Origin of the sequence: Salinisphaera sp. SPP-AMP-43, from assembly GCF_049568105.1 — a bacterium.
Classification (GTDB): Bacteria; Pseudomonadota; Gammaproteobacteria; order Nevskiales; family Salinisphaeraceae; genus Salinisphaera.
This window is the reverse complement of the sequence record NZ_CP145335.1, coordinates 2,728,462-2,755,118: the sequence shown is the minus strand read 5'-3', so window position 1 is coordinate 2,755,118 and position 26,657 is coordinate 2,728,462. Positions and strand designations below refer to the sequence as shown.

General features: G+C 62.8%; 24 protein-coding genes. 21 read left to right on the top strand and 3 right to left on the bottom strand.

Features of this window, described 5'->3' with window-relative positions; translation table 11 throughout:
* Positions 1-88 precede the first annotated feature (88 nt).
* The 9 genes from pcnB (at position 89) to V5738_RS11800 (ending at position 10,260) form a co-directional block, all read left to right on the top strand.
* Positions 89-1,384, top strand: a complete 1,296-nt coding sequence (pcnB, locus tag V5738_RS11840; RefSeq protein WP_423824174.1) for a polynucleotide adenylyltransferase PcnB — start codon at positions 89-91, stop codon at positions 1,382-1,384.
* The gene (gene folK, locus V5738_RS11835; protein ID WP_423821011.1) at positions 1,381-1,890 is read left to right on the top strand and encodes a 2-amino-4-hydroxy-6-hydroxymethyldihydropteridine diphosphokinase; all 510 of its coding nucleotides are present in this window, start codon (positions 1,381-1,383) and stop codon (positions 1,888-1,890) included. The genes pcnB and folK overlap by 4 nt, the downstream gene beginning before the upstream one ends.
* Positions 1,887-2,510, top strand: a complete 624-nt coding sequence (locus V5738_RS11830; RefSeq protein ID WP_423821010.1) for a deoxynucleoside kinase — start codon at positions 1,887-1,889, stop codon at positions 2,508-2,510. Before folK ends, V5738_RS11830 begins: the two co-directional genes overlap by 4 nt.
* 714 nt (positions 2,511-3,224) lie before the next feature.
* A complete protein-coding gene (gene panB, locus V5738_RS11825; RefSeq protein WP_423821009.1) occupies positions 3,225-4,061 on the top strand; it encodes a 3-methyl-2-oxobutanoate hydroxymethyltransferase in 837 nt (278 codons plus the stop codon).
* A 20-nt stretch (positions 4,062-4,081) separates the two neighbouring features.
* On the top strand, positions 4,082-4,933 hold the full coding sequence (gene panC, locus V5738_RS11820; protein ID WP_423821008.1) for a pantoate--beta-alanine ligase: 852 nt from the start codon (positions 4,082-4,084) through the stop codon (positions 4,931-4,933).
* A gap of 96 nt (positions 4,934-5,029) precedes the next feature.
* Positions 5,030-6,646, top strand: a complete 1,617-nt coding sequence (gene pgi / locus V5738_RS11815) for a glucose-6-phosphate isomerase (RefSeq protein ID WP_423821007.1) — start codon at positions 5,030-5,032, stop codon at positions 6,644-6,646.
* 21 nt (positions 6,647-6,667) lie between these two features.
* Positions 6,668-8,194, top strand: coding sequence for an NAD(P)H-hydrate dehydratase (locus V5738_RS11810; protein ID WP_423821006.1), 1,527 nt, complete (start codon positions 6,668-6,670; stop codon positions 8,192-8,194).
* Complete coding sequence (gene tsaE / locus V5738_RS11805; RefSeq protein WP_423824173.1) at positions 8,194-8,649, top strand: tRNA (adenosine(37)-N6)-threonylcarbamoyltransferase complex ATPase subunit type 1 TsaE; 456 nt, start codon at positions 8,194-8,196, stop codon at positions 8,647-8,649. Before V5738_RS11810 ends, tsaE begins: the two co-directional genes overlap by 1 nt.
* A gap of 162 nt (positions 8,650-8,811) precedes the next feature.
* On the top strand, positions 8,812-10,260 hold the full coding sequence (locus tag V5738_RS11800; protein ID WP_423821005.1) for an N-acetylmuramoyl-L-alanine amidase: 1,449 nt from the start codon (positions 8,812-8,814) through the stop codon (positions 10,258-10,260).
* Here V5738_RS11800 and V5738_RS11795 read toward each other — a convergent pair.
* Positions 10,257-10,388 carry a hypothetical protein gene (locus V5738_RS11795; RefSeq protein WP_423821004.1) on the bottom strand — a complete coding sequence of 44 codons (132 nt, stop codon included), beginning with the start codon at positions 10,386-10,388 and terminating at the stop codon, positions 10,257-10,259. The genes V5738_RS11800 and V5738_RS11795 overlap by 4 nt on opposite strands.
* Before the next feature lie 45 nt (positions 10,389-10,433).
* Here V5738_RS11795 and V5738_RS11790 point away from each other — a divergent pair, with 45 nt between their 5' ends.
* A complete protein-coding gene (locus V5738_RS11790; protein WP_423821003.1) occupies positions 10,434-11,315 on the top strand; it encodes an FAD-dependent oxidoreductase in 882 nt (293 codons plus the stop codon).
* A 103-nt stretch (positions 11,316-11,418) separates the two neighbouring features.
* On the opposite strand, the gene V5738_RS11785 is transcribed toward V5738_RS11790, so the two are convergent.
* On the bottom strand, positions 11,419-12,885 hold the full coding sequence (locus V5738_RS11785) for a catalase (protein WP_423821002.1): 1,467 nt from the start codon (positions 12,883-12,885) through the stop codon (positions 11,419-11,421).
* A gap of 63 nt (positions 12,886-12,948) precedes the next feature.
* Positions 12,949-13,401, bottom strand: coding sequence for a Fur family transcriptional regulator (locus tag V5738_RS11780; RefSeq protein ID WP_423821001.1), 453 nt, complete (start codon positions 13,399-13,401; stop codon positions 12,949-12,951).
* A gap of 240 nt (positions 13,402-13,641) precedes the next feature.
* Here V5738_RS11780 and mutL point away from each other — a divergent pair, with 240 nt between their 5' ends.
* From mutL to V5738_RS11725, 11 genes are all read left to right on the top strand, one after another.
* Positions 13,642-15,498: a DNA mismatch repair endonuclease MutL gene (gene mutL, locus V5738_RS11775; protein WP_423821000.1), complete on the top strand. Its 1,857-nt coding sequence runs from the start codon at positions 13,642-13,644 to the stop codon at positions 15,496-15,498.
* Positions 15,498-16,442, top strand: a complete 945-nt coding sequence (gene miaA, locus V5738_RS11770; protein WP_423820999.1) for a tRNA (adenosine(37)-N6)-dimethylallyltransferase MiaA — start codon at positions 15,498-15,500, stop codon at positions 16,440-16,442. Before mutL ends, miaA begins: the two co-directional genes overlap by 1 nt.
* A 57-nt stretch (positions 16,443-16,499) precedes the next feature.
* Complete coding sequence (hfq, locus tag V5738_RS11765; protein WP_423820998.1) at positions 16,500-16,751, top strand: RNA chaperone Hfq; 252 nt, start codon at positions 16,500-16,502, stop codon at positions 16,749-16,751.
* A gap of 5 nt (positions 16,752-16,756) precedes the next feature.
* On the top strand, positions 16,757-18,106 hold the full coding sequence (gene hflX, locus V5738_RS11760) for a ribosome rescue GTPase HflX (protein WP_423820997.1): 1,350 nt from the start codon (positions 16,757-16,759) through the stop codon (positions 18,104-18,106).
* A gap of 331 nt (positions 18,107-18,437) precedes the next feature.
* On the top strand, positions 18,438-19,826 hold the full coding sequence (gene hflK, locus V5738_RS11755; protein WP_423820996.1) for a protease modulator HflK: 1,389 nt from the start codon (positions 18,438-18,440) through the stop codon (positions 19,824-19,826).
* Positions 19,823-20,701, top strand: a complete 879-nt coding sequence (gene hflC / locus V5738_RS11750; protein ID WP_423820995.1) for a protease modulator HflC — start codon at positions 19,823-19,825, stop codon at positions 20,699-20,701. Before hflK ends, hflC begins: the two co-directional genes overlap by 4 nt.
* A 15-nt stretch (positions 20,702-20,716) precedes the next feature.
* A complete protein-coding gene (locus V5738_RS11745) occupies positions 20,717-20,908 on the top strand; it encodes a DUF2065 domain-containing protein (RefSeq protein WP_423820994.1) in 192 nt (63 codons plus the stop codon).
* 5 nt (positions 20,909-20,913) lie between these two features.
* The gene (locus V5738_RS11740) at positions 20,914-22,110 is read left to right on the top strand and encodes an ATP phosphoribosyltransferase regulatory subunit (RefSeq protein WP_423820993.1); all 1,197 of its coding nucleotides are present in this window, start codon (positions 20,914-20,916) and stop codon (positions 22,108-22,110) included.
* A 4-nt stretch (positions 22,111-22,114) separates the two neighbouring features.
* Complete coding sequence (locus V5738_RS11735; RefSeq protein WP_423820992.1) at positions 22,115-23,416, top strand: adenylosuccinate synthase; 1,302 nt, start codon at positions 22,115-22,117, stop codon at positions 23,414-23,416.
* Between the two features lie 308 nt (positions 23,417-23,724).
* Complete coding sequence (gene guaD, locus V5738_RS11730; RefSeq protein ID WP_423820991.1) at positions 23,725-25,044, top strand: guanine deaminase; 1,320 nt, start codon at positions 23,725-23,727, stop codon at positions 25,042-25,044.
* Positions 25,045-25,293: 249 nt separating this feature from the next.
* Positions 25,294-26,568, top strand: a complete 1,275-nt coding sequence (locus tag V5738_RS11725) for a hypothetical protein (protein ID WP_423820990.1) — start codon at positions 25,294-25,296, stop codon at positions 26,566-26,568.
* Positions 26,569-26,657 lie beyond the last annotated feature (89 nt).

Sequence of the window (26,657 nt, the reverse complement as noted above, 5' to 3'; positions counted from 1 at the left end):
GGGCGCGGTATTTTCGATGATTGGGCGTTCTCCCCCCAATACGTTGTAAACTATGCAGCGCTAAAGTTGTTCGTTCTGGGGCGGATTCATTAACGAGCTAAGAGTTGTCGAGCCGCGCGAGCATGGTGTTCAGCGCGGCGATATCAGCGAAGCAGCGCTGTCGGTACTGGATGGTCTGCGTGATGCGGGTTATCGAGCCTGTCTGGTCGGCGGCGCGGTGCGCGATCTGCTATTGGGTTTCGCACCCAAGGATTTCGACGTCGCGACCGATGCCGAACCCGAAGCCATCGTCGAGGTATTCGGACGCAAGGCCCGTTTGATCGGGCGGCGATTCCAGATTTGCCACGTGCGCTTCGGGCGCGAGGTGATCGAGGTTTCGACGTTTCGCGCCGATCCTGGCAACAGCGAGATCGACGACAGTCGAGAACTCGACAACGCCGGGCGCGTATTGCGCGATAACGTTTTCGGCTCGATCGCAGAGGATGCCCGACGGCGTGATTTCGCGATCAACGGGCTGTACCTGGATATTGCCGACGAATGCATCTACGACTACGTCGGGGGGCTGAGCGACGTGGAAGCGCGTCGGCTGCGGCTGATCGGCGAGGCTCGGGTGCGCTATCGCGAAGATCCGGTGCGCATGATTCGTGCCGTGCGTATTGCCGCTAAGCTCGATCTCCGGCTCGATCCAGAGGCCGAGCCACCGGCCGACATGATCGACCTGTTGGCCGATGTGCCGGCCGCGCGCATGTTCGACGAAGTGCTCAAGCTATTGATGCATTCGGCCGGACCGGCGGTCTATGCCGGGCTGCGTCACTACGGGCTGCTGCATCCGCTGTTCACCGACACTATGGCGGTGCTGGATTCGCCGGTGGGCGCCGCCAGCGAGGCCTTGATTGAAAAAGCGATCGCCAATACCGCGGCGCGCATGGCCGAAGGCAAGCCGGTGACCCCGGCGTTCATCTTCGCAGCCTTGCTATGGCCGGCAGTGCGCGAAGGAGCAGCCGAGCTCGAGCGCGACGGCATGCCGCCGGCGCCGGCTCTGGCCAGCGCCCAGAGCCAAGTGGTGTCGCGCCAGACCCAGCGGGTTTCGATTCCCAAGCGTTTCTCGATCCCGATGCGCGAGATCTGGCAGCTGCAGCCGCGCTTCCACAAGCGTCGCGGCCGTAATCCGTCCCGGCTGATCTCGCATCCGCGTTTCCGGGCGGCCTATGATTTTCTGTTGCTGCGTGCCCAGGTGGGTGAGGTCGAACAGGAGCTGGTCGACTGGTGGACCGTGATGCAGGACGATCCGTCGACGCCGAAGCCGGCTTCCGGCCCAGGCGCGCGTCGGCGTAAGCGTCGGGGTGGCCGGCGCAGCAAGACCGCCTCGGCCGGCTCGTCGTGACGCCAACGGGCGACCGGCATGTCGCCTGGATTGGCCTTGGCAGCAATCTCGACGCCCCGGCCGCGCAGCTGCGGCGGGCGTTCGCCGAACTCGCGGCCGACCATAATCTGCAGGTCTTGGCGCGTTCTTCGCTCTATCGCAGCGTGCCGGTCGGCGGGCCGCCGGACCAGCCGCTGTTCTGTAATGCCGCAGCGGCGCTGGCGACTGGCCTAAGCCCGCTGGCGCTGCTCGACCGGCTACAGGCGATCGAGGCGGCCCATGGTCGCGTACGCGATGTGCGTTGGGGGCCGCGCACGCTGGATCTGGATATTCTGGCCATCGATGCGCTGGTCATGGATTGCCCGCGTCTGACGCTGCCGCATCCGCGGGCCCACGAACGTGGCTTCGTGCTGGTGCCGTTGGCCGAAATCGCGCCGGCGCTGTCGCTTGGCGGCGGGCAACGCGTGATCGATCGCTGCCGCGCCGTCGATACGCGCGATATCGAGCCCTGGGAGAGCAGGGTGTGAGGGCCGGTCGCTATGTCGCCATCGAAGGCCCGATCGGCGTCGGCAAGACTACGCTCGCCAGCCGCCTGGCGGCGGATCTGAACGCCGGCGTACTGGCCGAGGATCCGGACGAGAATCCATTCTTGGCCGATTTCTACGACAATCCCCGTGGGCATGCGCTGTCGGCCCAGCTGTTTTTCTTGCTGCAGCGAGCGCGGCAGGTCGATTCGCTGCGTCAGTCGGATCTGTTCGGCGGCGGCTGCGTGGCCGATTTCATGTTCGACAAGGATCCGTTGTTCGCCCGCCTGACCCTGTCCGGCGACGAACTGGCGTTGTACGAGGATATCTACGCGCGTCTGGCCTGGCAGGCACCGCGGCCGGATTGCGTGATTTATCTGGATGCCTCGGTGGATACGCTCATGGCACGTATCGCCCAGCGTGGCCGGCCGGCCGAAGCCCATCTCGAGCGCGCCTATCTGGCTGGAGTGGTGGCGGCCTATCGCGATTATTTTGCCGGCTATTCGGTGACGCCGATCGTACGTGTCAATGCCGAGGCGATGGATCTGGTCGGCCGTGAGGCCGATTATCAGGCAGTACTGGCCGCGATCGAAGAAGATCGGGCGGTACAGGCGCTGCCTTAGGGCGTGTTGAGGTGTGGTCCGAGCGCTGCGTTGCCGCCCATATCGTGGCTCGCGAGCCGCCGGTTCTAGGTGACCCCGATCAAGGCGCCTTATGCGGCCCGACGCGATTTGGGCACGAGCCTTCGAAACAAAGACGGTTGGACCGCAATCTAGCGTTGCCGCGCATTGATGTCGCGCCACTGCGCCGCACTCGCAGCGCCTCGGCTCGCCGCCCCAAAACCCTGGGCGCGGACTCGCACGAAACCTCAACAGGCCCTCGGGCAAGGCGTGTCGCTTGGGGGACGAGGCCGCGCCATGCGCCGTTGTTCGGCAAGGCGAAATCGGGCGCCCACGGCATCGTCGGGCGACACGAATAAGCAACAACGCGGCCTCGCGGCAGGGCAGCGCGTGTCTCTGCGGGCTGGGCGGTCGATGCCCGGCGTCGCGCGCGGGGCGGCCTAACGAGCCTAGGAGCGAGCCTGGGTTCGAGCCTGGGGGCCATGCCAAGATCCAGGCTCGTGTCTTGCTGCAGCACGAGGCGTCAATGCCAGCCCCGCGCTCGAACGGCACCTCAACATACCCCGGCGCCGCGCCGGAATCGGTGCCTACGATCGCCCCGGGGCCGCTTTCTTCGCGCAGCCAGGCGATCGCCCTCGGCGCGGATCGGTTGCCGGGCGCGGTTAAACAGCCCGGCTGGGCGTTTTTCGATTGCGGCCCGATGCTATAGTCCGCGCCATGAATACCAGTCCTTATCCTCATTTGCAGCGGGCCAGTCGCAAGCCCCTGACCGTCGCCGACCTCGTGCAGATGAAGGCCGACGGCGAGAAAATCGCCAGTCTGACCTGCTACGACGCCAGTTTCGCGGCCCTCGAAGATCGGGCCGGCGTCGATCTGGTGCTGGTCGGGGACAGCCTCGGCAACGTCATTCAGGGGGCAGCAACCACGGTAGGCGTGTCGATCGACGACATGGTCTATCACAGCCGTATCACGGCCGCCGGACTCGAGCGGGCGTTTCTGATGACCGATCTGCCGTTTCTGACTTATGCCACGCCGCAGCAAGCACTGCACAATTCGCATCGGTTGATGGCCGAGGGCGGCGCCCAAATGGTCAAGCTCGAAGGCGGCTCGGAGTTGGTGGCCACGGTGGCGCACCTGACCACGTTCGGAGTGCCGGTCTGTGCCCATATGGGACTCAGACCGCAGATGGTGCATAAGATGGGTGGCTTTAAAGTCCAAGGCCGCGATGCCGAGGCCGCCGAGACGATGCGGCGCGATGCGTTGGCCTTCGAGCAGGCCGGGGCCGATCTGATTCTGCTGGAATGCGTGCCGGCGTCGCTAGGCGCGGCGATTGCCGCCGAGGTCAGCGTGCCGGTGATCGGGATCGGCGCCGGTCCGGATACCGATGGCCAAATTCTGGTGATCTACGACATCCTCGGTCTGTCACCGGGCAAGAAACCGCGTTTCGTCCAGAATTTCATGGACGGGGCGAACTCGCTGGAAACGGCGGCTGCCGATTATGTGGCGGCGGTGAAGAGCGGCAGCTACCCGCGCGCCGAGCATAGTTTTAAATAAATCAAGCAAGCGATGCGATCATGGAGACACTGACAACCGTCGATGCGGTCCGGCGTTGGCGCGCCGAGTCCGGCACGGTCGGCCTGGTACCGACCATGGGTAACCTGCATGCCGGCCACCTGGCGCTGGTCGCCGCGGCCCGCGAGCGTTGCGACCGGGCGATCGTGAGTATTTTCGTCAACCCGCTGCAGTTCGGGCCGAACGAAGATCTGGCAACCTATCCGCGGACTTTCGAGGGCGATAAGGCCGCGCTGGCACATGCCGGAGTGGATGCGATATTCGCCCCGAGCGTGGATGAGATGTATCCAGCCGGCGGCACCAGCCTAACCACCGTGCGGGTTGCCGGGATTACCGAGATGCTCTGTGGCAGTCGGCGGCCGGGGCACTTCGAAGGTGTGGCCACGGTGGTGTCCAAGCTGCTCAATATCGCTCGGCCGGATGTTGCCTTTTTCGGCGAGAAGGACTATCAGCAGCTGGCGGTGATCCAGCGCATGGCCGCCGATCTGTGTATGGACGTGACCATCGAAGGGGTGCCCACGGTGCGCGAAGACGACGGGCTGGCGCTGTCGTCACGGAACCACTATCTAGACGGCAACCAACGCAAGGAAGCCCTGGCCATGTCGGCTGCGCTCAAGGATGTGGTGGCGCGCCTGCGCGCCGGCCAACGTGATTTTCGCGCGCTCGAGGCCCGTGGCTGGTCGCAGCTTGCCGATGCCGGTTTCGATCCGGATTATTTCGAGATCCGCGATGCCGACCTCGTACCCGCGACCGAGCAGACCGGCGTGTTCCGCGTGCTGGCTGCCGGCTATCTCGGGCGTACCCGGCTGATCGATAATATGGGCGTTGATACCCGTGTGGCTGCGGCTGGCTGAGACTCGGATTTTTAGCTAGTCTCAACGGGCTCGATCAGCGGGATCGAGCGCTACGTTTCGTCTGACTCGCGTCATAGGGCGCAAAGGCTGGAATCGATGTCCGACCCGACCGACCAACCCAGTTGGCAGTCCCTCAAATCTCTGGCCGCCGATACGGCGGATCAGTCGCTGCTGGATCTTTTTGCGGCCGATGGCGAGCGGGCCGCGCGCTATAGCGTGGCCGCGGCCGGGGTGACGCTCGACTACTCGAAGCAGCGCATCGACGATACGGTCCGGAGCGCGCTGTTGTCGCTGGCCGAAGAGCAGGGCGTGCCCCAGGCTCGTGAGGACATGTTCGCCGGCCGCGCGATCAACACCAGCGAAGACCGGGCCGCTTGGCACGTGGCGCTGCGGGCGCCGCATGGCGCGCCGATGTACGACGAGGTCCACGAAATTCGTCGGGCCATGGCCGAGTTCGCTGCCCAGGTGCGTAACGGATCCTGGGTTGGCTTTAACGGGCAGTCGATCACCGACGTGGTCAATATCGGCATCGGCGGTTCGGACCTCGGGCCACGCCTGATCTGCGAAGCGCTGGCCGACGGCAGCGGGCCGCGGGCGCATTTCGTAGCCAATGTCGATCCGGCCGATCTGGACGATACGTTGGCCGGACTGGATCCGGCGAGCACGCTGGTGATCGTGACCTCCAAATCCTTCGGCACCGCCGAGACCTTGGCCAACGCCCGTGTGGCGCGCCAATGGCTGGTCGATGCCGGGGCGGCTGAAGCCGATATCGCCAAGCATTTCGTTGCGGTGTCGACCAATGCCGAAGCCGTGTCGGAATTCGGCATCGAACGCATGTTCGGGTTCTGGGATTGGGTCGGCGGTCGCTATTCGCTGTGGTCGGCGGTGGGCCTGTCGATTCTGATCGCGGTCGGGCCAGAGACGTTCGAGACCCTGCTCGGCGGCGCCCATGCAATGGATACGCATTTCCGCGAAGCGCCATTGGATCAGAATCTGCCGGTCATGCTCGGCCTGGCCGGCATCTGGAACAACAACTTCCTCGGCCTGACCAGCCATTGCGTGGTGCCTTATGCCCAACGGCTGGCCTCACTGCCGGCTTTTCTTCAGCAGCTGGAGATGGAATCCAACGGCAAGTCGGTGACCCGCGAGGGCGAGCCGGCCACGGTCGCTACGGTGCCGACTATTTGGGGCAGTGTGGGCACCAACGCCCAACATGCCTATTTCCAGATGCTGCATCAGGGCGAACTGGCGGTCGATCTGGATTTCGTGTTGCCGTTGTCGGGCCCGGATGCCGCGAGCGATCCGCGCGAGCGCGAACGAGTGGCCAACTGTATCGCCCAGGCCGAAGCGCTGATGTGTGGACGCGACAGCGCCGAGCTCGAGGCCGAACTCAAGGCCCAAGGCCTGGAAGGCGAAGCCCTGCAACACCGTTTGGCCGCGCGTCGTTTCGACGGCAATCGGCCGAGCAACATGCTGGTGCTGGAAAACCTCGACGCCCACCATGTCGGCGCTTTGATCGCGGCCTATGAACACAAGGTCTTCGTCCAGGGCATCATCTGGAACATCAACAGCTTCGATCAGTGGGGCGTGGAACTCGGTAAGACCATGGCCGGCCAGCTGGTCGGTGAATTGTCGGGCGAGGGCGAGTCGGTCGAACACGATGGTTCGACTGCCGCGCTGGTGGCCCGAGTACGCCGAGCCTGGCAAGGCTGATCGGATCGACGGACGACCCACATGACCGAAACCAACGACTATCTGCCGTACTGGGTCTATGACGCCCGGCAGGTCGGCGAACTGGATCGGCGTTTTATCGATACCTTCGAGGTCGACGGCTTCACGCTCATGCAGCGCGCTGCGCGGGCAGCCTATCTCGAGCTCGCTCAGCACTGGCCGATGCCGGGCCGCCTGGTGGTGTTTTGCGGCCCGGGCAACAATGGTGGCGATGGCGCTTTGGTCGCGCGGCGAGCCATGGAAGCGGGTTGGAATGTCCGGCTGGTGGCGCCGATCGATCTGTCCAAGGCTTCCGGGGATGCGGCCCGGGCGTTTGATGCTTACCGAGAAGCCGATGGGCGGATCGAAGATTTCATCGACGAACCGATCGTTGGCGACCTGGTCGTCGATGCCCTATTCGGCACCGGTCTGAACCGCGACGTCGACGGCCCGATGGCCGCAGCCATCGATCGCATTAACGAAGCCTCGGCACGCGGCATCGGCGTATTGTCGATCGATATCGCCTCAGGCGTAGATGCCGGCACGGGTCGGGTCTGGGGGCGCGCAGTCACCGCGGATACCACCATCACTTTCATCGGGCTGAAGATGGGGCTTCTGACCGGCGATGGGGCCGCCCACTGCGGCGAGCTCGCCTTTGATGATCTCGATGCGCCCGACGCACTCTACGAGGACCAGCCGTATATCGCGCGTCGCATTACGCATCGCGATCTGCGGCATGTTCTGCCCAAACGAGCGCGCAGTGCTCACAAGGGCAGCAACGGGCATGTTTTGTGTCTGGGTGGTGGCCGTGGCATGGGCGGTGCGATCCGGATGAGCGCCGAGGCGGCGCTGCGTGCGGGTGCCGGCCTGGTCAGTGTGGTCTGCCATAGCGACCATGCCGGGGCCATGAGTCAGGCCCGCCCCGAGTTGATGTGCCTGGGGCTCGGCAACGAACCGCTGGCCGACGACGGTGGCGAACGGCTGGATGCGTTGATCGAGGGGGCGTCGGTGATCGCCCTGGGCCCCGGTCTCGGCCAGTCGGCCTGGGGCGATGCACTCTGGCAGCGTGCGCTCGCCGCGGATAAGCCGGTTGTGGTCGATGCCGATGCGCTCAACCGGCTGGCCCGATCGGATGTAGAGCGATCGAACTGGGTTCTCACCCCGCATCCAGGTGAGGCCGGTCGGCTGCTGGGTTGGTCTACGGCCGACGTCGTGGCGGACCGGGTCAGCGCGGCACGTGCGCTGGCTGATCGCTACCAGGCAGTGGTCGCCCTTAAGGGGGCCGGCACGTTGATCGCAACCGACAAAGAACTGTGGCTCTGTACCCAGGGCAATCCGGGCATGGCGGTCGGAGGCATGGGCGATCTGCTCACCGGTGTCGTGGCCGGGCTGGTGGCCCAGGGCCTGAGTCTTGCCGAGGCCGGCGTATTCGGCGTGTACGTCCATGCGCTGGCCGGCGATGCCGCGGCCTCTGCCGACGGTGAGCGTGGCCTGCTGCCAGGCGACCTGTTCTCAGGTATCCGGCGCCAGGTCAATCCGAATCGGCCGTGATCGTTGAGCTGCCCGGACCGGATGATACCGACGCCCTCGGCGCGGCGCTGGCCCAGGCCCTGGGGGGGACCGAGCGCGGGGTGGTGATTACCCTGGCTGGCGAATTGGGCGCTGGCAAAACCGCGCTGGTGCGGGCGGTCTTGAGCCACCTCGGCCATGATGGGCCCGTAGTCTCGCCAAGCTATACGCTGATCGAGCCCTATGAGTTGTCCGGGCGGCGAGCCTACCATCTCGATTTGTACCGGCTCGGCGACCCCGAAGAACTCGAGTTCCTCGGTATTCGCGATCTGGTGCCGGAAAGCGACTGGGTATTCGTCGAATGGGCCGAGAAAGGGGAAGGTTTTCTGCCTGCGCAGGATCTGGCCGTGACGTTGTCGTACCGCGAGAGCGGCCGTGCCGTCCAGCTGCGACCCTGTTCAGCGGCCGGACGGGCGATAGTCGCGAAACTTCAGTAGTTTAGACCACTGGCATCGTTCAAGAAGATCGCGAGCAATGCGCGCTGACGATCTGTTGTGCAAGCGAAAAGTTGCCGTGTCGATAGGTGCTCGATAATCTTCGAAACGGGCGTGTTCTCACGAACCCTACGATTGGGGGCGGGGCGACAGATGATTCAGAGCGTGCAACGACTGATTTTTATCGGTTTGTTGGTGCTGGCGGCTGCTCCGGCCACGGCCCAGGTAGCCAAGTTGCACGATGCGCGAATGTCGGCGACCAGCCACAAGACACGCATCGTGTTCGATCTGTCGGCCGACACCCAGCCCGATATCTTCATGGTCGATCATCCGCTACGGTTGGTGATCGATCTGCCGCATACGCGCAATCTCGGCAATATTGCCGGCCAAGCGAGACACAGCGGCTTGATTCGCGAGATTCGTACCGGCATACACCAGGGCACCGGCGTGCGGGTGGTGCTCGATCTATCGAAAATGGTCCGGGCCAAGAGTTTCATGCTGTCGCCGTCCCACGGCCATCGCTATCGTCTGGTGCTGGATCTGTTCCCTAATGCCGGCGCCGAACCCAATCTACGTATGGTCAGCTCGGATAGCGACGACGAGAACGCCGAGCTCGAGGCCAATGACGATAGCCAGACCACGGCCGACAAGACCGCGGCGGCGATCGCACGGACAGCACCGAGCTCGGAGGCGCCGACGCGTGTCCAGCAGGCCAGCGCGCCGAAGCCGCCATCGCGGGATATCGTGGTGGCCATCGATGCCGGCCACGGCGGCAAGGATCCCGGCGCCCATGGCCGCAACGGCTTGTTGGAAAAGAACGTGACACTGGCCATCGCCCGGCGGCTTAAGCGGATGGTGGACGATCAGCCGCATATGCGCGGTGTATTGACCCGCAAGAGCGATCGCTACGTCGGACTGCGCCAGCGCATGGTCATCGCACGTCGCGACAAGGCCGATTTTTTCGTATCGATCCATTGCGATGCCTCGCCGGGCGGCGGCGGTGCGCGGGGGGCGTCGGTCTATGCATTGTCGCCACATGGGGCCACGAGCGAGCATGCGCGCTGGCTGGCGCGGCGCGAAAACGCCGCCGATCTGGTCGGCGGCATCAGCCTGAAAGACAAAAACTCCAGCCTGGCGTCTTTCGTGCTGGATTTGTCGCAAAGCGCGAGCATCGAAGCGAGTATGGATGCCGGCAAGCGGGTGTTGAGCCAATTGGATGCGCTTGGCCCGTTGCACAAGAGCCGTGTTCAGCAGGCTGGGTTCATGGTGCTGAAATCGCCTGACATTCCGTCGATCCTGGTGGAGACCAATTTCATTTCCAATCCGAGCAGCGAGCACAAGCTGGCCAGTGCCTCTTATCAGAACGAGCTGGCCTCAGCGATGCTGCGCGGAATTAAAGGCTATTTCGCCAGCTATCGTCCGGCCACCTATATCGCTTCGGCCCAGGAACACGAGGTCGAGCGGGGCGAGACGCTGTCCGAGATTGCCCAGACCTACGGTGTAAGCGTTTCGGCGTTGCGCCGCTATAACGATATGGACAGTAGTACGATCCAGATCGGCCGAATGCTCAAGATTCCGCCGCCTTCGAATCAGCAGCTCGCCAGCCGCGGTTAGGCGTGGCGCCGCAATCCGTCGGCCGCCAACAGCTTGTGCTGGTGGGCCTGGGCCATGCCCATATGCGACTGCTGGCGCGACAGTCCGAGTGGCCGGCGTTCGTCGATATTACCTTGGTGTCGCCCCACGATGGCCGATACGGAGGCACAACTGCAGCGCTGTTGAGCGCCACGATGGATCCGGACCGATTGCGGATCGCTCCGCCGGCAGAGGTCTCGCTGGTCGCCGGGCGGGCGGTCGGTGCCAAGCCGCTGCATCGTCGGCTATGGCTGGCCGACGGGACCGTGTTGACCTACGACGTACTCAGCATGAATACCGGGTCGCGCCGGCTGCCGACGTTCGCCGCGCGGCCGGCATCTGACCAGCCGCGAGTGTGGTCTGGCCATTCGACGACCGATCTGATCGGGCTGGCTCGAGTGCTCGGCCACGAGCCCACCGCTACGGTGGTCGTAGTCGGGGGGACGCAGCGGGCTCATGAAATCGCAGGTGGTCTGTCGGCGCGTCCGAATGCGCCCCATATCACGTTGTTGTGTCCTGAGGAACACAATCGTCGCCGCGATCGTGCGGCATATCGGCGGCTGGCTTGGCGTGGTGTGGATATCGTCACCCGAGTGTCGGTGGATGCGCTGGCCGCCGGGGCCGTGCATACCCGGGACGGGCGGCGGTTCGCCGCCGATCATATGGTTTGGGCCGCGCCTGCGGTGGCGAGCCCGCTGGCCCAGGCACTGGGGCTGCCGGCCACCCACCAAGGCCTGCGTGTCGATCGACGCCTACAGAGCCTGCGTTCGCCGTGGGTATTCGGGACCGGCGAAATCGCCAGTTTGGACGGCCGCCGGCTGCTGCCCGGCTGGGATGCCGAGCGTCAGGTCGATGTGATGCTCGCCAATCTACATGGGCTATATGATCGCCGTAGCCTGCGCAGTTATCGGGTGCCGGAGCGTGCGCTACCGCTGGATCTGGGGCAGGGGGAGTTGGTCGCAGGCCCGCTGACACGCAGGCTGGCCGCGCGTCGACTGCGAGTCGAGCGTAGTCGCTGGCTGGGCCTCTGGGAGTGATTGGATGCAAACGCCTGCGTGGTCTTGCCTGACGCACGGCATAAAAAAGGCGGCACGCCGAAGCCGACGTGCCGCCTGATCGGTCGCAACCGATACTCAGGCCTTAGGCAGCCTTGAGTTTTTCACGAACACCCTGTTCGATGCGCTCGCCGATGGTCTGGTCGATATTCTTCCAGTATTGGAAGGCACGCTCCAGAATCGGCTCGCTTACACCGTTGGACAGGTGGCCGACCGCGTTGTTGACCAGGCGATCACGGGCAGCATCGTCCATGACCTTGGTCACCAAGTCGTGGGCCTGGTTGAAGTCGCCATCGTCCTTGCGAAGGGTATAGGCCGCGCGAACCATCTGGCCGTCGGCTTCCCAAACGTTGTTGGCCGGGAACTGGGCTGGATCAGCATGCGGGCCGCCCTTGGTGTTCGGCACGTACACCGGATCGTGGACGTTGCGCATGCGCATCGCGCCACCCTTGGTGTAGCTGCGAACCGGGCAGGTCGGTTCGTTGACCGGGATCTGCTTGTAGTTCACACCCAGACGCGCCCGATGGGCATCTGCGTAGGAAATGGTACGGGCCAGCAGCATCTTGTCCGGCGACACGCCCGTGCCGGGGACCATGTTATTGGGCTCGAACGCCGCCTGCTCGATTTCCGTATGGAAATCGGTCGGGTTGCGGTCTAGCTTCATGGTGCCGACCTTGTGCAGCGGATAATCCTCGTGCGGCCAGACCTTGGTCAGATCGAACGGGTTGATGCGATAGGTCTTGGCGTCTTCGTAGGGCATGATCTGAACGTACAGCGTCCAGGTCGGGTAATCGCCGCGCTCGATCGCTTCGAACAGATCACGACGATGGAAGTCGGCATCGGCGCCGGCCATTTCCGCGCCCTGTTCCTCGGTGAAGCACTTGATGCCCTGGTCGGTCTTGAAGTGGTACTTGACCCAGAACCGCTCGCCGGCTTCGTTGACCCACATATAAGTATGGCTGGAGTAGCCATTCATGTGGCGCCAGGTGTAGGGCAGGCCGCGGTCGCCCATCAGCCAGGCGACCTGGTGGGCCGATTCCGGCGACTGGGTCCAGAAGTCCCACTGCATGTCGTGGTCGCGCAGGCCGTTGTCGGCACGACGCTTCTGGGAATGAATGAAGTGCTGGAACTTCATTGGATCGCGCACGAAGAACACGGGGGTGTTGTTACCCACCATGTCGAAGTTGCCTTCTTCGCTGTAGAACTTCAGCGCGAAGCCGCGCGGGTCACGCCAGGTGTCCGGGCTGCCGGATTCGCCGGCTACCGTCGAAAAACGCGCGACCATCGCGGTGGTGGCGCCTTTCTGCAGGAACTTCGCCTTGGTGTAGGCGCTGACGTCTTCGGTGACTTCGAACTGACCGAAGGCGCCACTGCCCTTGGCGTGCGGCTGACGGTCCGGAATCATCTCGCGGTTGAAGGCCGCCATTTGCTCCATGAGGAAATGGTCATGAAGCACGATCGGGCCATCGTTGCCGACGGTGAGCGAATGCTCGTCGCTCGGGAACGGCTCGCCGCCGGTCGTTGTTTCGATATTGCGGTTATTGTCTGTCACGGTCTTATCCTCCCGATGGGTGCTTGCGCGACGGAACTAATCTCCGTCGTTGTCCTGGGTCGATCAGCTGCGAATGTCGATAGTAGGGCTTGCAGCGGACTGACAGTCCTTGCACAGCCCCCAGAACACCACTTCGGCTTCGTCAATCTTGAAACCATGATCGTGTTCAGGGGTCAGGCAGGGCGCTGTGCCGATTCGACAATCGGTGTCCTCGATACGGCCGCAGCCACGACAGACCAGATGATGATGGTTGTCGCCGGTGCGTCGTTCGAAACGCGCCGGATGACCGGCCGGCTTGATCTGTCGCACCAGATCCGCCTCCAGACATGCCGACAGTACGTCGTATACCGCCTGCTTTGAAATGGTGCCGATCCGTTCCCGCACGCCTTGGTGAACATGCTCTACGGTGGCATGCGGATGATCGATTAACCATTCGAGGACGGCGTGCCGCGGCGCAGTAACCCGCAGACCGCGGTCACGTAGCTCTCGGACGATTGGCGTGCTGTATCGACTCATGGCCTAGGTATCATTGGCCTTTTTCTTGAATGAGTCAAGAAAACAAAACGATCGTTTCTGGCCGACCCGCGATCGGCGCGATCAGTCCATGCTGGTGTGGGTCGCGCGTTGCGGCTATGCGTAGCAATACGTGGTATCGGTGGCAGGGTGGTGATGTGTCTGGTGCCGATGCTTTGCCAACGCGTCCGACTTACAGGACACTAATCGATTGATTCGCCCTGATTGTGTTGCCGGTAACCCATGGCCATACGACTGCTCGACGATCAACTCATCAGCCAGATTGCGGCAGGCGAGGTCGTCGAACGACCGGCCTCGATCGTCAAGGAGCTGATCGAAAACAGCCTGGATGCAGGCGCAAGCCGTATCACTGCCGATGTCGAAGAAGGCGGTCTGCGCCGGATTCTAATCGACGACGACGGCCACGGTATCGCCGTCGATCAGCTGCCGCTGGCGCTCGCCCGGCATGCGACCAGCAAGATCGACAGCCTCGACGCACTGGAAGCCGTCGGCAGCCTCGGTTTTCGGGGCGAGGCCTTGGCCAGTATTGCCTCGGTCGCGGAGCTGACATTGACTTCGCGGGTTTCGGATGCCGAACGTGCCTATGCCGTCAGCCCGCATATCGATAGCCAGCCGCGGCCGGCGGCCGGCGCGCCCGGTACGCGGATTGAAGTGCGGGAGCTGTTCGCGCGAATTCCGGCACGTCGCAAATTCCTGCGCGCGCCGGGCACCGAGTTCAAACATCTGCGTCAGAGTTTCAACCAGTTGGCGCTGTCGCGCTTCGATGTCGGTTTCACGCTGCGCCACGGCGGTGTCGAGTCCGCCGCGTTGGCGGTCTGTCACGATGTGGCCGGCCAGCGCCGGCGTGTAGCTCATATCCTGGGCCGCGAGTTCGACGAACACGCGGTCGAGGTCGATGAGGCAGCGGCCGGCATGCGCCTGCGTGGCTGGGTCGCTACTCCCGGTTTTTCCCGCGGCCAGGCCGATCGTCAATACAGTTTCGTCAACGGGCGGCCGATCCGCGACAAGGTGTTCAATCATGGCGTGCGTCTGGCCTATCGAGACCTGCTGCATAACCAGCGGCATCCGGCCTATGTCTTATATCTGGAACTCGATCCGCGCCAGGTCGACGTCAATGCCCATCCGGCCAAGGCCGAGGTGCGCTTTCGCCAATCGCGGCTGGTGCACGATTTCGTCTATCGCAGCGTGTCGCGTGCGCTGGCCGCGGTCGAGGCCACGCCCCATGCCTCGCGCTCGATCGAGCTGACGCCGACTGCCGTCGAGCCGATGGCCACGCCCGGGGAGCGAACGGCGCGCACCATGACGCCGCGCGGGCTCGATTTCGGGGCTAAGGACAGCCGACCCGGCGTGGCCGAGGCTGCTGCCAGCTATCGCTTCCAGAAGCCATCTGCGGATGCTGCTCCATCGGCGTCGGCAACCGCCCAGCCGATGGCTGCTGATACACCCGCCGCGGTCGAAGTGCCGCAGGCCGAGCCTCAAGCACGTGAGGATACGCCGGCACTGGGTTATGCAATCGGCCAGCTCCACGATATTTATATCCTGGCGCAGAATGCCGATGGGCTGGTACTGGTCGATATGCATGCAGCTCACGAGCGGGTGTTGTACGAGCAGCTTAAGGCCGAGTTCTCGGCCGGTCAGATTCAGTGCAAGCGTCTGCTCGTGCCGGAGACGTTGTCGTTGTCGGAAAGCGAGGCCGCGACGGTCGAGGCCCAGGGCGAGCGTCTGGCCGAGGTTGGTTTCGAGCTGACCCGCAGCGGCCCAACTGCGGCATTGCTCAGAGGCGTACCGGCGCTGCTGGCCGATCGCGACTATCTGGCTCTGGCGCGGGATGTAGTCGCCGAGCTGGATAGTGGCCCGCGCGGTGCGGCCGCGGTACGCGATGCGCTGGACGACGTGCTCGCCGATATCGGCTGCAAAGCTGCGGTCAAGGCTGGACGTCGTCTCACGCTCACCGAAATGAATGCGCTGTTGCGCGATATGGAACATACCGACCGGGCCGGCCACTGCAATCACGGCCGGCCGAGCTGGGTCACGGTCGATCGGGCCGGTCTGGATCGTCTGTTCATGCGAGGCCAGTAATGGCCGATTCCAAGCCGCCCGTTGTTTTCATTCTCGGACCGACCGCCTCCGGCAAGACCGGTCTGGCGATCGATCTGGTCGAGCAGGGCAACGCCGAAATCGTCTCGGTAGACTCGGCCATGGTGTATCGCGGCATGGATATCGGCACCGCTAAGCCGGATGCTGCGACATTGGCGCGCGCGCCGCATGCGCTGATCGATATCCGTGACCCGGCCGATGCCTATTCAGCGGCCGATTTCGTGGCCGATGCCAAGCGCGAGATCGCCCGGATCCATGCCGCGGGGCGCCTGCCGCTGCTGACCGGCGGCACATCGCTATATTTTCGAGCGCTCGAGCATGGTCTGTCGGATATGCCGGGGCGCGATGCATCGGTCCGCGCTGAATTGACCGCCGAAGCCGAGCGGCATGGTTGGGCTGCGCTGCATGAACGCCTGAGCGCGCTTGATCCGGTCGCGGCTGCGCGGATCCATGCCAACGATGCCCAGCGCATCCAGCGCATGCTTGAAATTCATAAGCTGACCGGCGAACGGCCGAGCGATTTACATGCCCGACAAAATGAGCAGCCCCTGCCGTGGTCGTTGACCAAGCTCGTGGTCGCCCCCGATACGCGCGAACGCCTGCATCGTAATATCGAGACTCGCTTCGCCACCATGATGGCCGAGGGTTTCCTGAGCGAGGTTGAAAAACTTCACGCTCGTCCCGATCTCGATCTGGCACAGCCGGCGATGCGAGCGGTGGGGTATCGCCAATTGTGGCAAGCTTTAGATGGTGTCTTCGATCTGGACGAAGCCGTGCAACGCGCGGTGATTGCATCGAGACAGCTCGCCAAACGGCAGCTGACTTGGCTGCGATCACTGGATCAGGCCACCTGGCTTGTAAGTGACGACGACAACATAACTAGACGAGCCCGTCGAATGATGGTTGATACAATCAGCGGCGGTTGAACTCGTGATAACATTTCACTGTTTTTTTTGTCCCCTGACTTCCTGGAGTCTGTTCCCATGGCAAAAGGCCAAACATTACAAGAACCATTCCTGAACGCCTTGCGCAAAGAGCGTGTGCCGGTTTCGATATATCTGGTTAACGGTATCAAGCTGCAGGGACAGATCGAATCTTTCGACCAGTTCGTGGTGCTTCTGCGCAATGCCGTCAATCAGATGGTCTACAAACACGCTATTTCTACCATCGTGCCGTCGCGCAATGTCCGTAACGAAATCCGCGACGAAATGTCGCAGGAGTCCGACGATAGTTAAATCTCATGTTTGAGCGGCCGCCCACCGGCCAGGCGGCCGTTATCGTCCATTTGGCGTTCGGCCTCGACGAATATGCCGAGGCCGATCGCGAATTCCGTGAGCTCGTCGAATCCGCGGGTGCCGACGTCCTGTGTCATATCGGAGGGTCGCGCCGTGTTCCGGATCCGCGCTTTTTCGTGGGCGGCGGCAAGGCCGACGAGATTGCAGCGGCGGTGACCGAACACGGCGCTGAACTCGTGGTATTCAATCACGATCTGTCGCCGAGTCAGGAACGCAATCTCGAAAAACGTCTCAATGCGCGCGTGCTCGACCGAGCCGGGCTGATTCTGGATATTTTCGCGCGGCGAGCACGCTCTCACGAAGGCAAGCTGCAGGTCGAGTTGGCTCAGCTGCAGCATCTGGCCACACGCCTGGTGCGCGGGTGGTCGCATCTTGAGCGACAAAAGGGCGGCATCGGCCTGCGCGGGCCGGGCGAGACCCAGCTCGAAACCGACCGACGCCTGCTCAACGATCGCATCAAAATGCTGCGCTCGCGGTTGGAAAAGGTGTTGTCTCGGCGTGACCAGGGCCGGGCGTCGCGGCGCCGGGCGCGCACGCCCGTCGTATCCTTGGTGGGCTATACCAACGCCGGTAAGTCGACGTTGTTCAACCGCCTGACCGGCGAAGAGATCTACGCGGCCGATCAGCTGTTTGCCACCCTCGATCCAACGCTGCGGCGGATGGACGTACCGGTGGGCGAGCCGTTGATCGTGGCCGATACCGTCGGCTTCATCCGCGATCTGCCGCATGAACTGGTGGCAGCCTTCCGGGCGACTCTCGAAGAAACACGAGAGGCCGATATCCTGGTGCACGTCATCGATGCCGCCGACAGCGAGCGGCGTGCGCATGCCCGCGAGGTCAACGCCGTACTGGGCGAAATTGGCGCCGGCGAAGTGCCGCAGCTCGAGGTGTTCAACAAGGTTGATCTGCTCGATGACGAGACGCCGCGCGTCGAATACGATGCCCATGGTCGGCCGGAACGGGTCTATGTCTCGGCGGTCACCGGCGAGGGCCTGGAAGAATTGCGTCATGCGCTGGCCGCGTTCTGCTACCCCGATACCGTGGTCGGTACCCTGCGGATTCCGGCCGCAGCCGGCTGGCTGCGCTCGCAGTTGTTCGATCTCGGCGTGGTAGGCACGGAAGACTATGCCGACAACGGCGATGCGCTGCTGTCGGTGACGGCATCCCAGGGCGATCTGGAACGTATCGTGGCCCAGGCCGGCCTGAGTTTCGACGCCGTACTGGTATCGCGTCGACCGGTCCGGATCGATGCTGAACAGCTGGCCGAGAACGGGCTGCCGTCGCGCGCCGGCTAAGCGAGGTGTTGGGCGTCTGTCGATGGCCGACGCTGTTTCATCAATTGAAGGTTGATACAGCGTTCGACAGGGTTTCAGGCGGGCTATAAACTTGCGGAATCGCAGATCGACAGACGCCGGAACGTAACCCTGCTGGTACGCTTTCGGCTTTGGCTTCGCGAGCCCGCCCAATATGAGGAGAGCGGTTTGCTCACTGTAGGCATGACAGGGGGAAGGTTGGAGCACGCGCTGTCGTTCCGCGCGCCGGCCTTCGACGCGATGGCGCTCGATTGGAGTTCTGTACTCCGAACAAACGACAATCGGCAACCGACTCGACCAGAGGCTTTCTAGCATGGCTTGGAACGAGCCCGGCAAGGGTAAGGACAAGGATCCGTGGGGCGGTGGCAACCGCAATAACAGTGGCAACAGCGGCGGCCCGCCGGATCTGGATCAGATCTGGAAGCGTTTTCGCGAGCGCTTTAACAAAGGCGGCGGCGGCAATAACGGTGGATCCGGTGGCTCGGGATCGGGCGGCAACGGATTTGCACCGGCGATCCTGCTTGCACTGATTCCGATCGCGCTGGTGATCTGGCTGGCCACTGGGCTGTATGTGGTCCAGCCCGGTGAAAAAGGCGTGGTGCTACGGCTTGGCCATTACACCCATACCTCGGATCCGGGCTGGCACTGGCATTTGCCGTACCCGATCAGTCGGGTCTCCAAGGTCGACACTCAGCAGGTGCGTCGGGCCAGCAACCGCGCGGTCATGTTGACCAAAGACGAAAACATCGTGGATGTCGAGATCTCGGTCCAGTATCGAATCTCGGATGCAATGAACTATCTGTTCCAGCTTCAGGATCCGGACCAGACTGTGCAGCAGGTGCTGCGCTCGGCGGTGCGCGAAATCGTCGGCACCTCGGATATGAATCAGGTTATCCAGGAAGGGGTTCAGGTCAATCAGCTCGACGATACGGCGTTGTCCAACGTCGATCTCAAGGAAGGTTCCGGCCAGCCTAAGAAGAAGAACGGGCTCAAGGATATCGATCAGAAGCTGGTCGGCCAGATTAAGCAGAAACAGAATGAATATCCGCAGATCACGGACCGGTCGCGGGCTAAACTGCCGACCAACGTGCGTCGGATTATGCAGTTCACGCTCAATAAATATGACGCCGGGATCGAGGTTCTGGCAGTGAACGTGCAGTATGCGCAGCCGCCGGAGCCGGTCCAAGGGGCATTCCAGGAAGCGATCAAGGCTCGCGAGGAAGAAGAGCGCGCCAAGAACATCGCGCGTGCCTATGCCCGTGACATCGTCGCCCGCGCCCAGGGTGAAAAGGCCCAGATGTTGGCCGAGGCACGGGGTTACAAGCAGCGCAAGATCAACCGCGCTGAGGGGCAGGCCAAGCGATTCTCGGATCTGCTGACGCAGTACCAGAAAGCGCCCGAAGTCACGCGGGATCGTCTGTACCTGGAAACCATGAGCGACGTTGTATCGGCTTCGCATTTGGTGTTGAACAACAGCAATACCAACTCGATGGCCTATCTGCCGCTCGAGAAGTTGTTGGAACAGAAAAAGAGCCAGAAGACGCAGGGCTCGCAAAACGACAGCGGCTCCGGTAGTGCCGGCAGCGATAGCGTGGAACCGCCGTTGTCGGTGCCTCCGGAGCCCGATATGAACGGTTCGAGCAGCGGCAATAATGCCGACTCGAACGTCGACCGCCTGCGCAGCCGGAGTCGCAACTCATGAGTGCCAAGCAGATCGTCGCTCTGATCGTGGTCGTCATCGCGGCCTATGTCGCCTACGACTCAATGTTCGTGGTCACGCCGCGCCAGCGTGTGGTCGTCGTACAGATGGGTGAAATCGTCGGCGCCGACTACGATCCGGGCCTGCATTTCAAGATGCCGTTCATTCAAAGGGTATACCGCTTCGATCGTCGCGTGATGACGCTGACCGGCGATATCGACCGGGTGCTGACGTCCGAGAACAAAAACCTGTCGGTCGATTACTTCGTTAAATGGAAGATCGCCGATCCGGTGAAATACTATCTGTCGACCCACGGCAACGCCGATCGGGCGCGCAGTCTGCTGACCGAGTCGGTCGAGAACGATATCCTCGCCGAATTCTCCAAACGGACCATTCGCCAGGCGGTTGGCGACGATCGCAACGAGATCGTTGCGGCTGTCCAGGTGCAGGTGAATCAGGCGGCCAAGCAGCTCGGGATCGATATCAAGGATGTCCGGATCATGAAGCTGGACCTGCCGGAAAAGGTCAGCGATACGGTCTACGAGCGGATGCGTTCCGAGCGTCAGGAAGTGATTCGTACGCTGCGTGCCCAGGGCGACGCGGCGGCCAAGGAAATTCGTTCCGATGCCGAGCGCGAGCGCACGGTGATTCTGGCCAAGGCTTATAATCAAGCTGAGTCGACCCGCGGTGAGGGCGATGCCCAGGCGGCCAAGATCTATGCCGATGCCTATCAGAAGGACGCCGATTTCTATAGCTTCTATCGCAGCATGCAGCTCTATCGCGACAGCATCGGCGATGATGACTTCCTGCTGCTCAAGCCGGACGGCAAACTGTTCCAGTACTTCAACCCGGCGCTGGCCGCGGGTGCTGGCAAGTAGTAGCCCAGCATTCCGATGTGGGCCGATCTGATCCGAGCGCTGGCGCTGGTGTGTGTGATCGAAGGGCTGATGCCCTTCATCGCGCCACAGCGCTGGCGTGACACCATGCTGCGGCTGGCCGAGGTCGCCCCCCGCCAGCTCCGTATCTTCGGCGCGGTGATGATTGCGATCGGCGTGGTCGTGCTGCAGCTCGTTCATCAACTCTAGAACTCATGCAATCCAAACGTTGGTTACTGCCGGAGGGCGTCCAGGAGACGGTGCCTCCCGAATCCTGGCGGCTGGAAGCAGCGCGTCGTGCGCTGCTTGACCTGTATTGGCGCTGGGGGTTCGATCTAATTCGGCCGCCGTTGATCGAATATCTCGACTCGCTGTTGACCGGGGCCGGTCACGAGCTCGATCTGCATACTTTCAAGCTGACCGATCAGCTCAACGGTCGGATGATGGGCGTCCGATCCGATATGACCACCCAGGCAACCCGGATCGACGCCCATCGCTTGGCTGCGAGCGGCCCAGCGCGCTACTGCTATATCGGCAGCGTGCTGCGTACCCGTCCGGATGAGCCGGGTGGGTCGCGCTCACCGCTTCAGGTCGGGGTCGAGAAGTTCGGCGATGCGCATCTGCACAGCGATCTCGAAATCGTGTCGCTGATGCTGGAGACGCTGCATGTGATGGGCATCGAGCGGACCTATCTGGATCTGGGCCATGTGGCGATCTATCGTCGCCTGGTCGAACTGGCCGAAGTCGATGACGAATTCGAGCCTACGCTGTTCGACGTCGTACAACGCAAATCGCGGCCCGATCTGGATGCTCTAGTCGCCGATGGCCGACTGGATACGGCACTGCATGATCGTCTGACCGCGCTGATCGGTCTGAATGGGCCGGCCACGATTCTTGCCGATGCCAGGACTGCACTTGGGGGGATCGATCGGATCATCGATGACGCGCTGGACGAAATGACCGATATGGTCGCACTCATCCAGGCTCATTATCCGGACATGCCGCTGTTTCTCGACTTAGCCGAGCTGCGGGGCTATCGCTACAAGACCGGGCTTTTGTTTGCGGCCTTTGCGCCGGGGCTCGGCCGCGAGCTGGCTCGCGGTGGACGCTATGACGATGTCGGTTCGGCCTTCGGGCGGCCGCGTCCAGCGACTGGCTTTTCGGCGGATCTGAATTTGCTGGCCGCGCTGGGCGATTTCGTCGGCGCTCGGCAGTCCGGCGGCATTTTTGCTCCGGCCGACAACAACGACGACGCCCTGCTGGCCGAAATACGCCGGCTGCGTAATGCCGGCGAACGGGTGGTTACGGCCACACCGGCGCATACCGAGATCGACGGCTCGGGCTGCGATCGTATTCTGGAATCGAACGACGGACGCTGGCAGGTCCGTTCGCTAAATCAACAAGGCAGATAGAGACATGGGTAAACGGGTCATCGTCATCGGCAGCCAGTGGGGCGACGAGGGCAAGGGCAAGATCGTTGATCTGCTCACCGACCGCACCCGCCACGTGGTTCGCTTCCAAGGCGGTCACAACGCGGGGCATACGCTGGTCATCAACGGCGAAAAGACCATCCTGCGGCTGATTCCCTCGGGCATCCTGCACGACAACGTCACCTGTCATATTGGCAATGGGGTGGTGCTGTCGCCCGAGGCACTGCTCGATGAGATGGCCGAGCTCGACAGCCGCGGCGTGCCGGTACGCGACCGGCTCCGGATTAGCCCGGCCTGTCCGTTGATTCTTCCCTATCACGTAGCGCTGGATAAGGCCCGCGAGGCGGCGCGCGGCAAGACCGCGATCGGCACCACGGGCCGCGGTATCGGCCCGGCCTACGAGGATAAGGTCGCCCGGCGTGCTGTACGCGTATCCGATCTGTTCCGGCGCGAACTGCTGGCGGCCAAGCTGGGCGAGGCCCTGGATTTCCATAACTTCGTGCTGAAGAACTATCTCGGCCATCCGGCCGTAGATTTTCAGCAGACCCTGGATGCCGCGCTCGAGCATGCCGAGCAGCTTCGACCGATGGTCGCTGATGTGGGTGAGCTGCTGCGCCAGGCCTATGTGGCCGACGAGTCGATTCTGTTCGAGGGCGCCCAAGGCGCGCTGCTGGATATCGACCACGGCACCTATCCATTCGTGACCTCATCGAATACTACGGCCGGCAGTGCTGCGACGGGTTCTGGGGTCGGGCCGACCTATTTCGATTATGTGCTCGGCGTGGTCAAGGCCTATACCACACGTGTCGGCTCCGGGCCGTTCCCGACCGAGCTCGACGATCACTACGGCAAGCATCTGGCCGACAAGGGCGCCGAGTTTGGTGCCGTGACCGGCCGGCCGCGGCGCTGTGGTTGGTTCGATGCGGTGGGCCTGCGCCGGGCGGCATTCAGCAACAGTCTGTCCGGGCTGTGTATCACCAAGCTCGATGTGCTGGATGGCCTGGACGCGATCCAGTTATGTACCGGCTATCGCTGCGGTAGCGAAACCTTGACCGTACCGCCCGCCGGCGCCGAGGCACTGGCCAGCTGCGAGCCGATCTACGAAGAAATGCCGGGCTGGCAGGAGTCGACCTCCGGGCTTCGGAAATACGACGCGCTGCCGGCCAACGCCCAAGCCTATCTCGACCGGCTGGCCGAAATTACCGGCGTGCCGATCGATGTGATCTCGACCGGCCCTGACCGGGCCGATACGATCGTGCTGCGCCACCCGTTGAGTGAAGCCGGTTAGTCAGACGGTTTGATCGGCCGAATCGGCCCGGTGCTCGCCCCGGCAGGCAATGACCCGAGCTATTGCCTGCCGGAGCGCGCATGTCGATACGGTTCTTGACGGCCCCGACGACCTGGCCCGTCTCGGCGGGTCGCCCCATGCCGTATACGCTGCCTATGCCCGCTGAGCGCCTGCTGCCCAAGGCTGTTTCGCCGGCCGGCATGTTCATTGCATTCTTCTGAGCACAACTGCCAGGCTAAATTGTCGACATTCGCTGTTGCATATTGTCGACAGTTGAAGACTGGGCTGTGTGCAGTCGGGAGTCCCAATTGAACCTACAGGACAGCGCCGCGATCCGCGGCACGATCGTCTATTGCCGGTACGACCCGGGGGCCGACGACGCGTCCGAAGCGCTTCGGATCATTGAGGACGGGTTGTTGGTTATACGCGCCGGGCGGATCGTGGCGATCGGCGCTGCGTCGGATCTGCTGAAGGAGCTCGATGCGCAAGCCGAGGTCGTCGATCGGCGCGGCAAGCTGATCGTGCCCGGGTTTGTCGATGCACATATCCACTATGCCCAGACCGATATCATCGCCAGCTACGGGGAGAAGCTGCTGAGTTGGTTGGAGCGCTACACGTTTCCGGCCGAGATGCGATTCGCCGACCCCGAAGTCGCCCGGGACACCGCAGCATTCTTTGTGTCCGAGCTACTGCGTAACGGTACCACCGCCGCGCTCGTGCTGGGCACCGTACATGCGCACTCGGTCGATGCCTTGTTTGGCGAGGCACAACAGCGGGGGATGCGTTTGGCGGCCGGCAAGGTGCTCATGGATCGCAATGCGCCAGAGGCGCTGCGCGATACTGCCGAGAGCGGCTACCGGGATTCGCAAGCACTCATCGAGCGCTGGCATGGCTGCGGGCGACTGTCATATGCCATTACGCCGCGTTTCGCCCCGGCCTGCAGTGATGCCCAACTCGCGGCAGCGGGTGAGTTGGCCTGCCATTATCCGGATACCTATGTGCATACCCATATCGCCGAGAACGTCGACGAAGTCGCCTGGGTTGCCGAGTTGTTTCCTTGGAGCCGCGATTATCTGGATGTATACGATCGCTACCAGCTGCTGCGCCGGGGCAGTGTCTATGCGCACGGTATTCATTTGTCGGCCTCCGAGCATCAACGCATTACACAGGCTGGTGCGGCCACCGTGTTCTGCCCAACCTCGAATCTGTTTCTGGGCAGCGGCCTGTTCGACTATGGCCGGGCCTGCTGTAATCGGCTGACCGTCGGTCTAGCCACTGATGTCGGGGCCGGTACCTCGTTTTCCATGCTCGAGACTGCGGCCGAGGCATATAAGGTCAGCCAGCTTAACGGGGTCGCGCTGTCGGCTGGGCGGTTGCTTTATCTGGCCACACTCGCCGGCGCAGAAACGCTGAATGTGGACGACCGGATCGGGCGGCTGGATATCGGTTACGAGGCCGACTTCGTCGTACTCGATCCCGAAGCCACCCCGCTGATGGCTCGCCGCAACCAGCATATCGATACGACGGTCGATCGCTTGTTCATGTTGATGATGATGGGGGACGATCGATGCGTGCACTCGACTTGGGTCCAGGGGGTATGCCAGCACCATCGTGATGCCTCTGATTGAGGCAAGCATCATGGCTGGGGACAGAAAACCGGCGGTGTTCTACGCCCCGGTTGGCCGGACAGGGCAAAGCATGCAGGTGGCATGAAAGCTGCTACAAACCATGCGCCATATTGGATACAACGCGGTCGCTGCATCGAATCCGCAAGGCGCTCGCGTCATATACATGTCAAACATGTTGGCTTAGGGAGTTGAATGCCGATTTCACGAACAACGATTCTGGCAAGCGTCGCGCTTGGCATCTTATCCCCGGTGGCGGGACATGCAGCAACCGAGGCGAGCCCGGATCGTATCAATCAACTCCAGCAGCAGATCGATGCCCTGCAGAACCAGCTTCACGAGTTGCAGACTCGGCAGGATACCGCGCCACAGGCGACCGAGCCGGCCCCCACGCCCACACCGCCCGAACAACAGCAGTCGGTGCCGAATGTCTTGACCTTCAACGGCGGTGTAGAAACCGGCTATCAGATCGAGGACTCGGACATACCCAATCGGCGCACCGGCGGCGATCTATATCTGCAGGATGTCATCCTGGGAGCGAGCGGTCAGCACGGCAATATCAGCTACGACACCAGCTACTGGTTTCTCGGCGGCGATGAAGGATTTCTCCAGACCGGCGAGGTCAGCTACCAGTTCGGTAGCGACAGCCCGCATTCGCTGACCGGCGGCTTCTTTCAGGTACCGTTCGGCAATCTGCCGTATGGCTACGAGTCGTTCTACGGCAATCTGGCCTATGAGATCGGCTTTACCGATAACCAAGGGGCAGGCCTGGGTTATACCTATCAGTCGGGGCCATGGCGCATCGACGTCGACGCCTTCAAAAACAATAACCTGAGTCAGCAGGCGACCTATGGGGCGACGCCGGCGGGTGGCTATTCCCAGATTAATGGCGGCAACGCACGTCTGGCCTACACCTTCGACCAGGGGGGCAGCAGCCAAACCACGGTGTCGCTGGCCGGCCAGGGCGGTCAAATCGAGGTCGGTGGCGGCGGTGGCGACAATGGCAGCCGCTGGGCGGCAACCGCGGCGGTCAATGCCGATATCGGCGCCTGGAATTTCCAGGGCCAATATGTCGACTATCGCTACGATATTCCGGCTGGACAGACACAGGACGGTGCGGCGTTGCCTACCGATGCAGTCACGTTCGAGAATTACGGCGGTCTTTATCAGGTGCCGGCCTCGGCACAGATCTACCGTGCCAGCGCAGCTCGTAATTTCGAGGTCGATTGGGGGCCAGTCACGGCCTGGAAGCTGTATGACGATTACGGCTACCTGGATGTCGGCGGCCGTGGGCGCTATACCAGTACCGTGCCCGGTGAAGGCGATACGGCAACCACTGGCGACGGCCAATTCAATATCGCCGGCCTGGCCATGGAAGCGGACCCGGTCTATATCTGGGCCGAGGTGTTGTCGAGTAAGGATGCCGCGATGAGCGGCGTCGGGCCGTCCGACGGCGACTGGCACCATAGCTTCATGCTGTCGGCAGCTTTCTATTTCAGCGGGCAGGCGATCGGCGCCGGTTCATAGCTTGATCGGGGGCGCTGAAGCGCTCGGGGTTTTTCGCGAGCCGCGGCGAGGACGACAGCACGCCGGGTTCGCCGCAGGGAGCACGACAG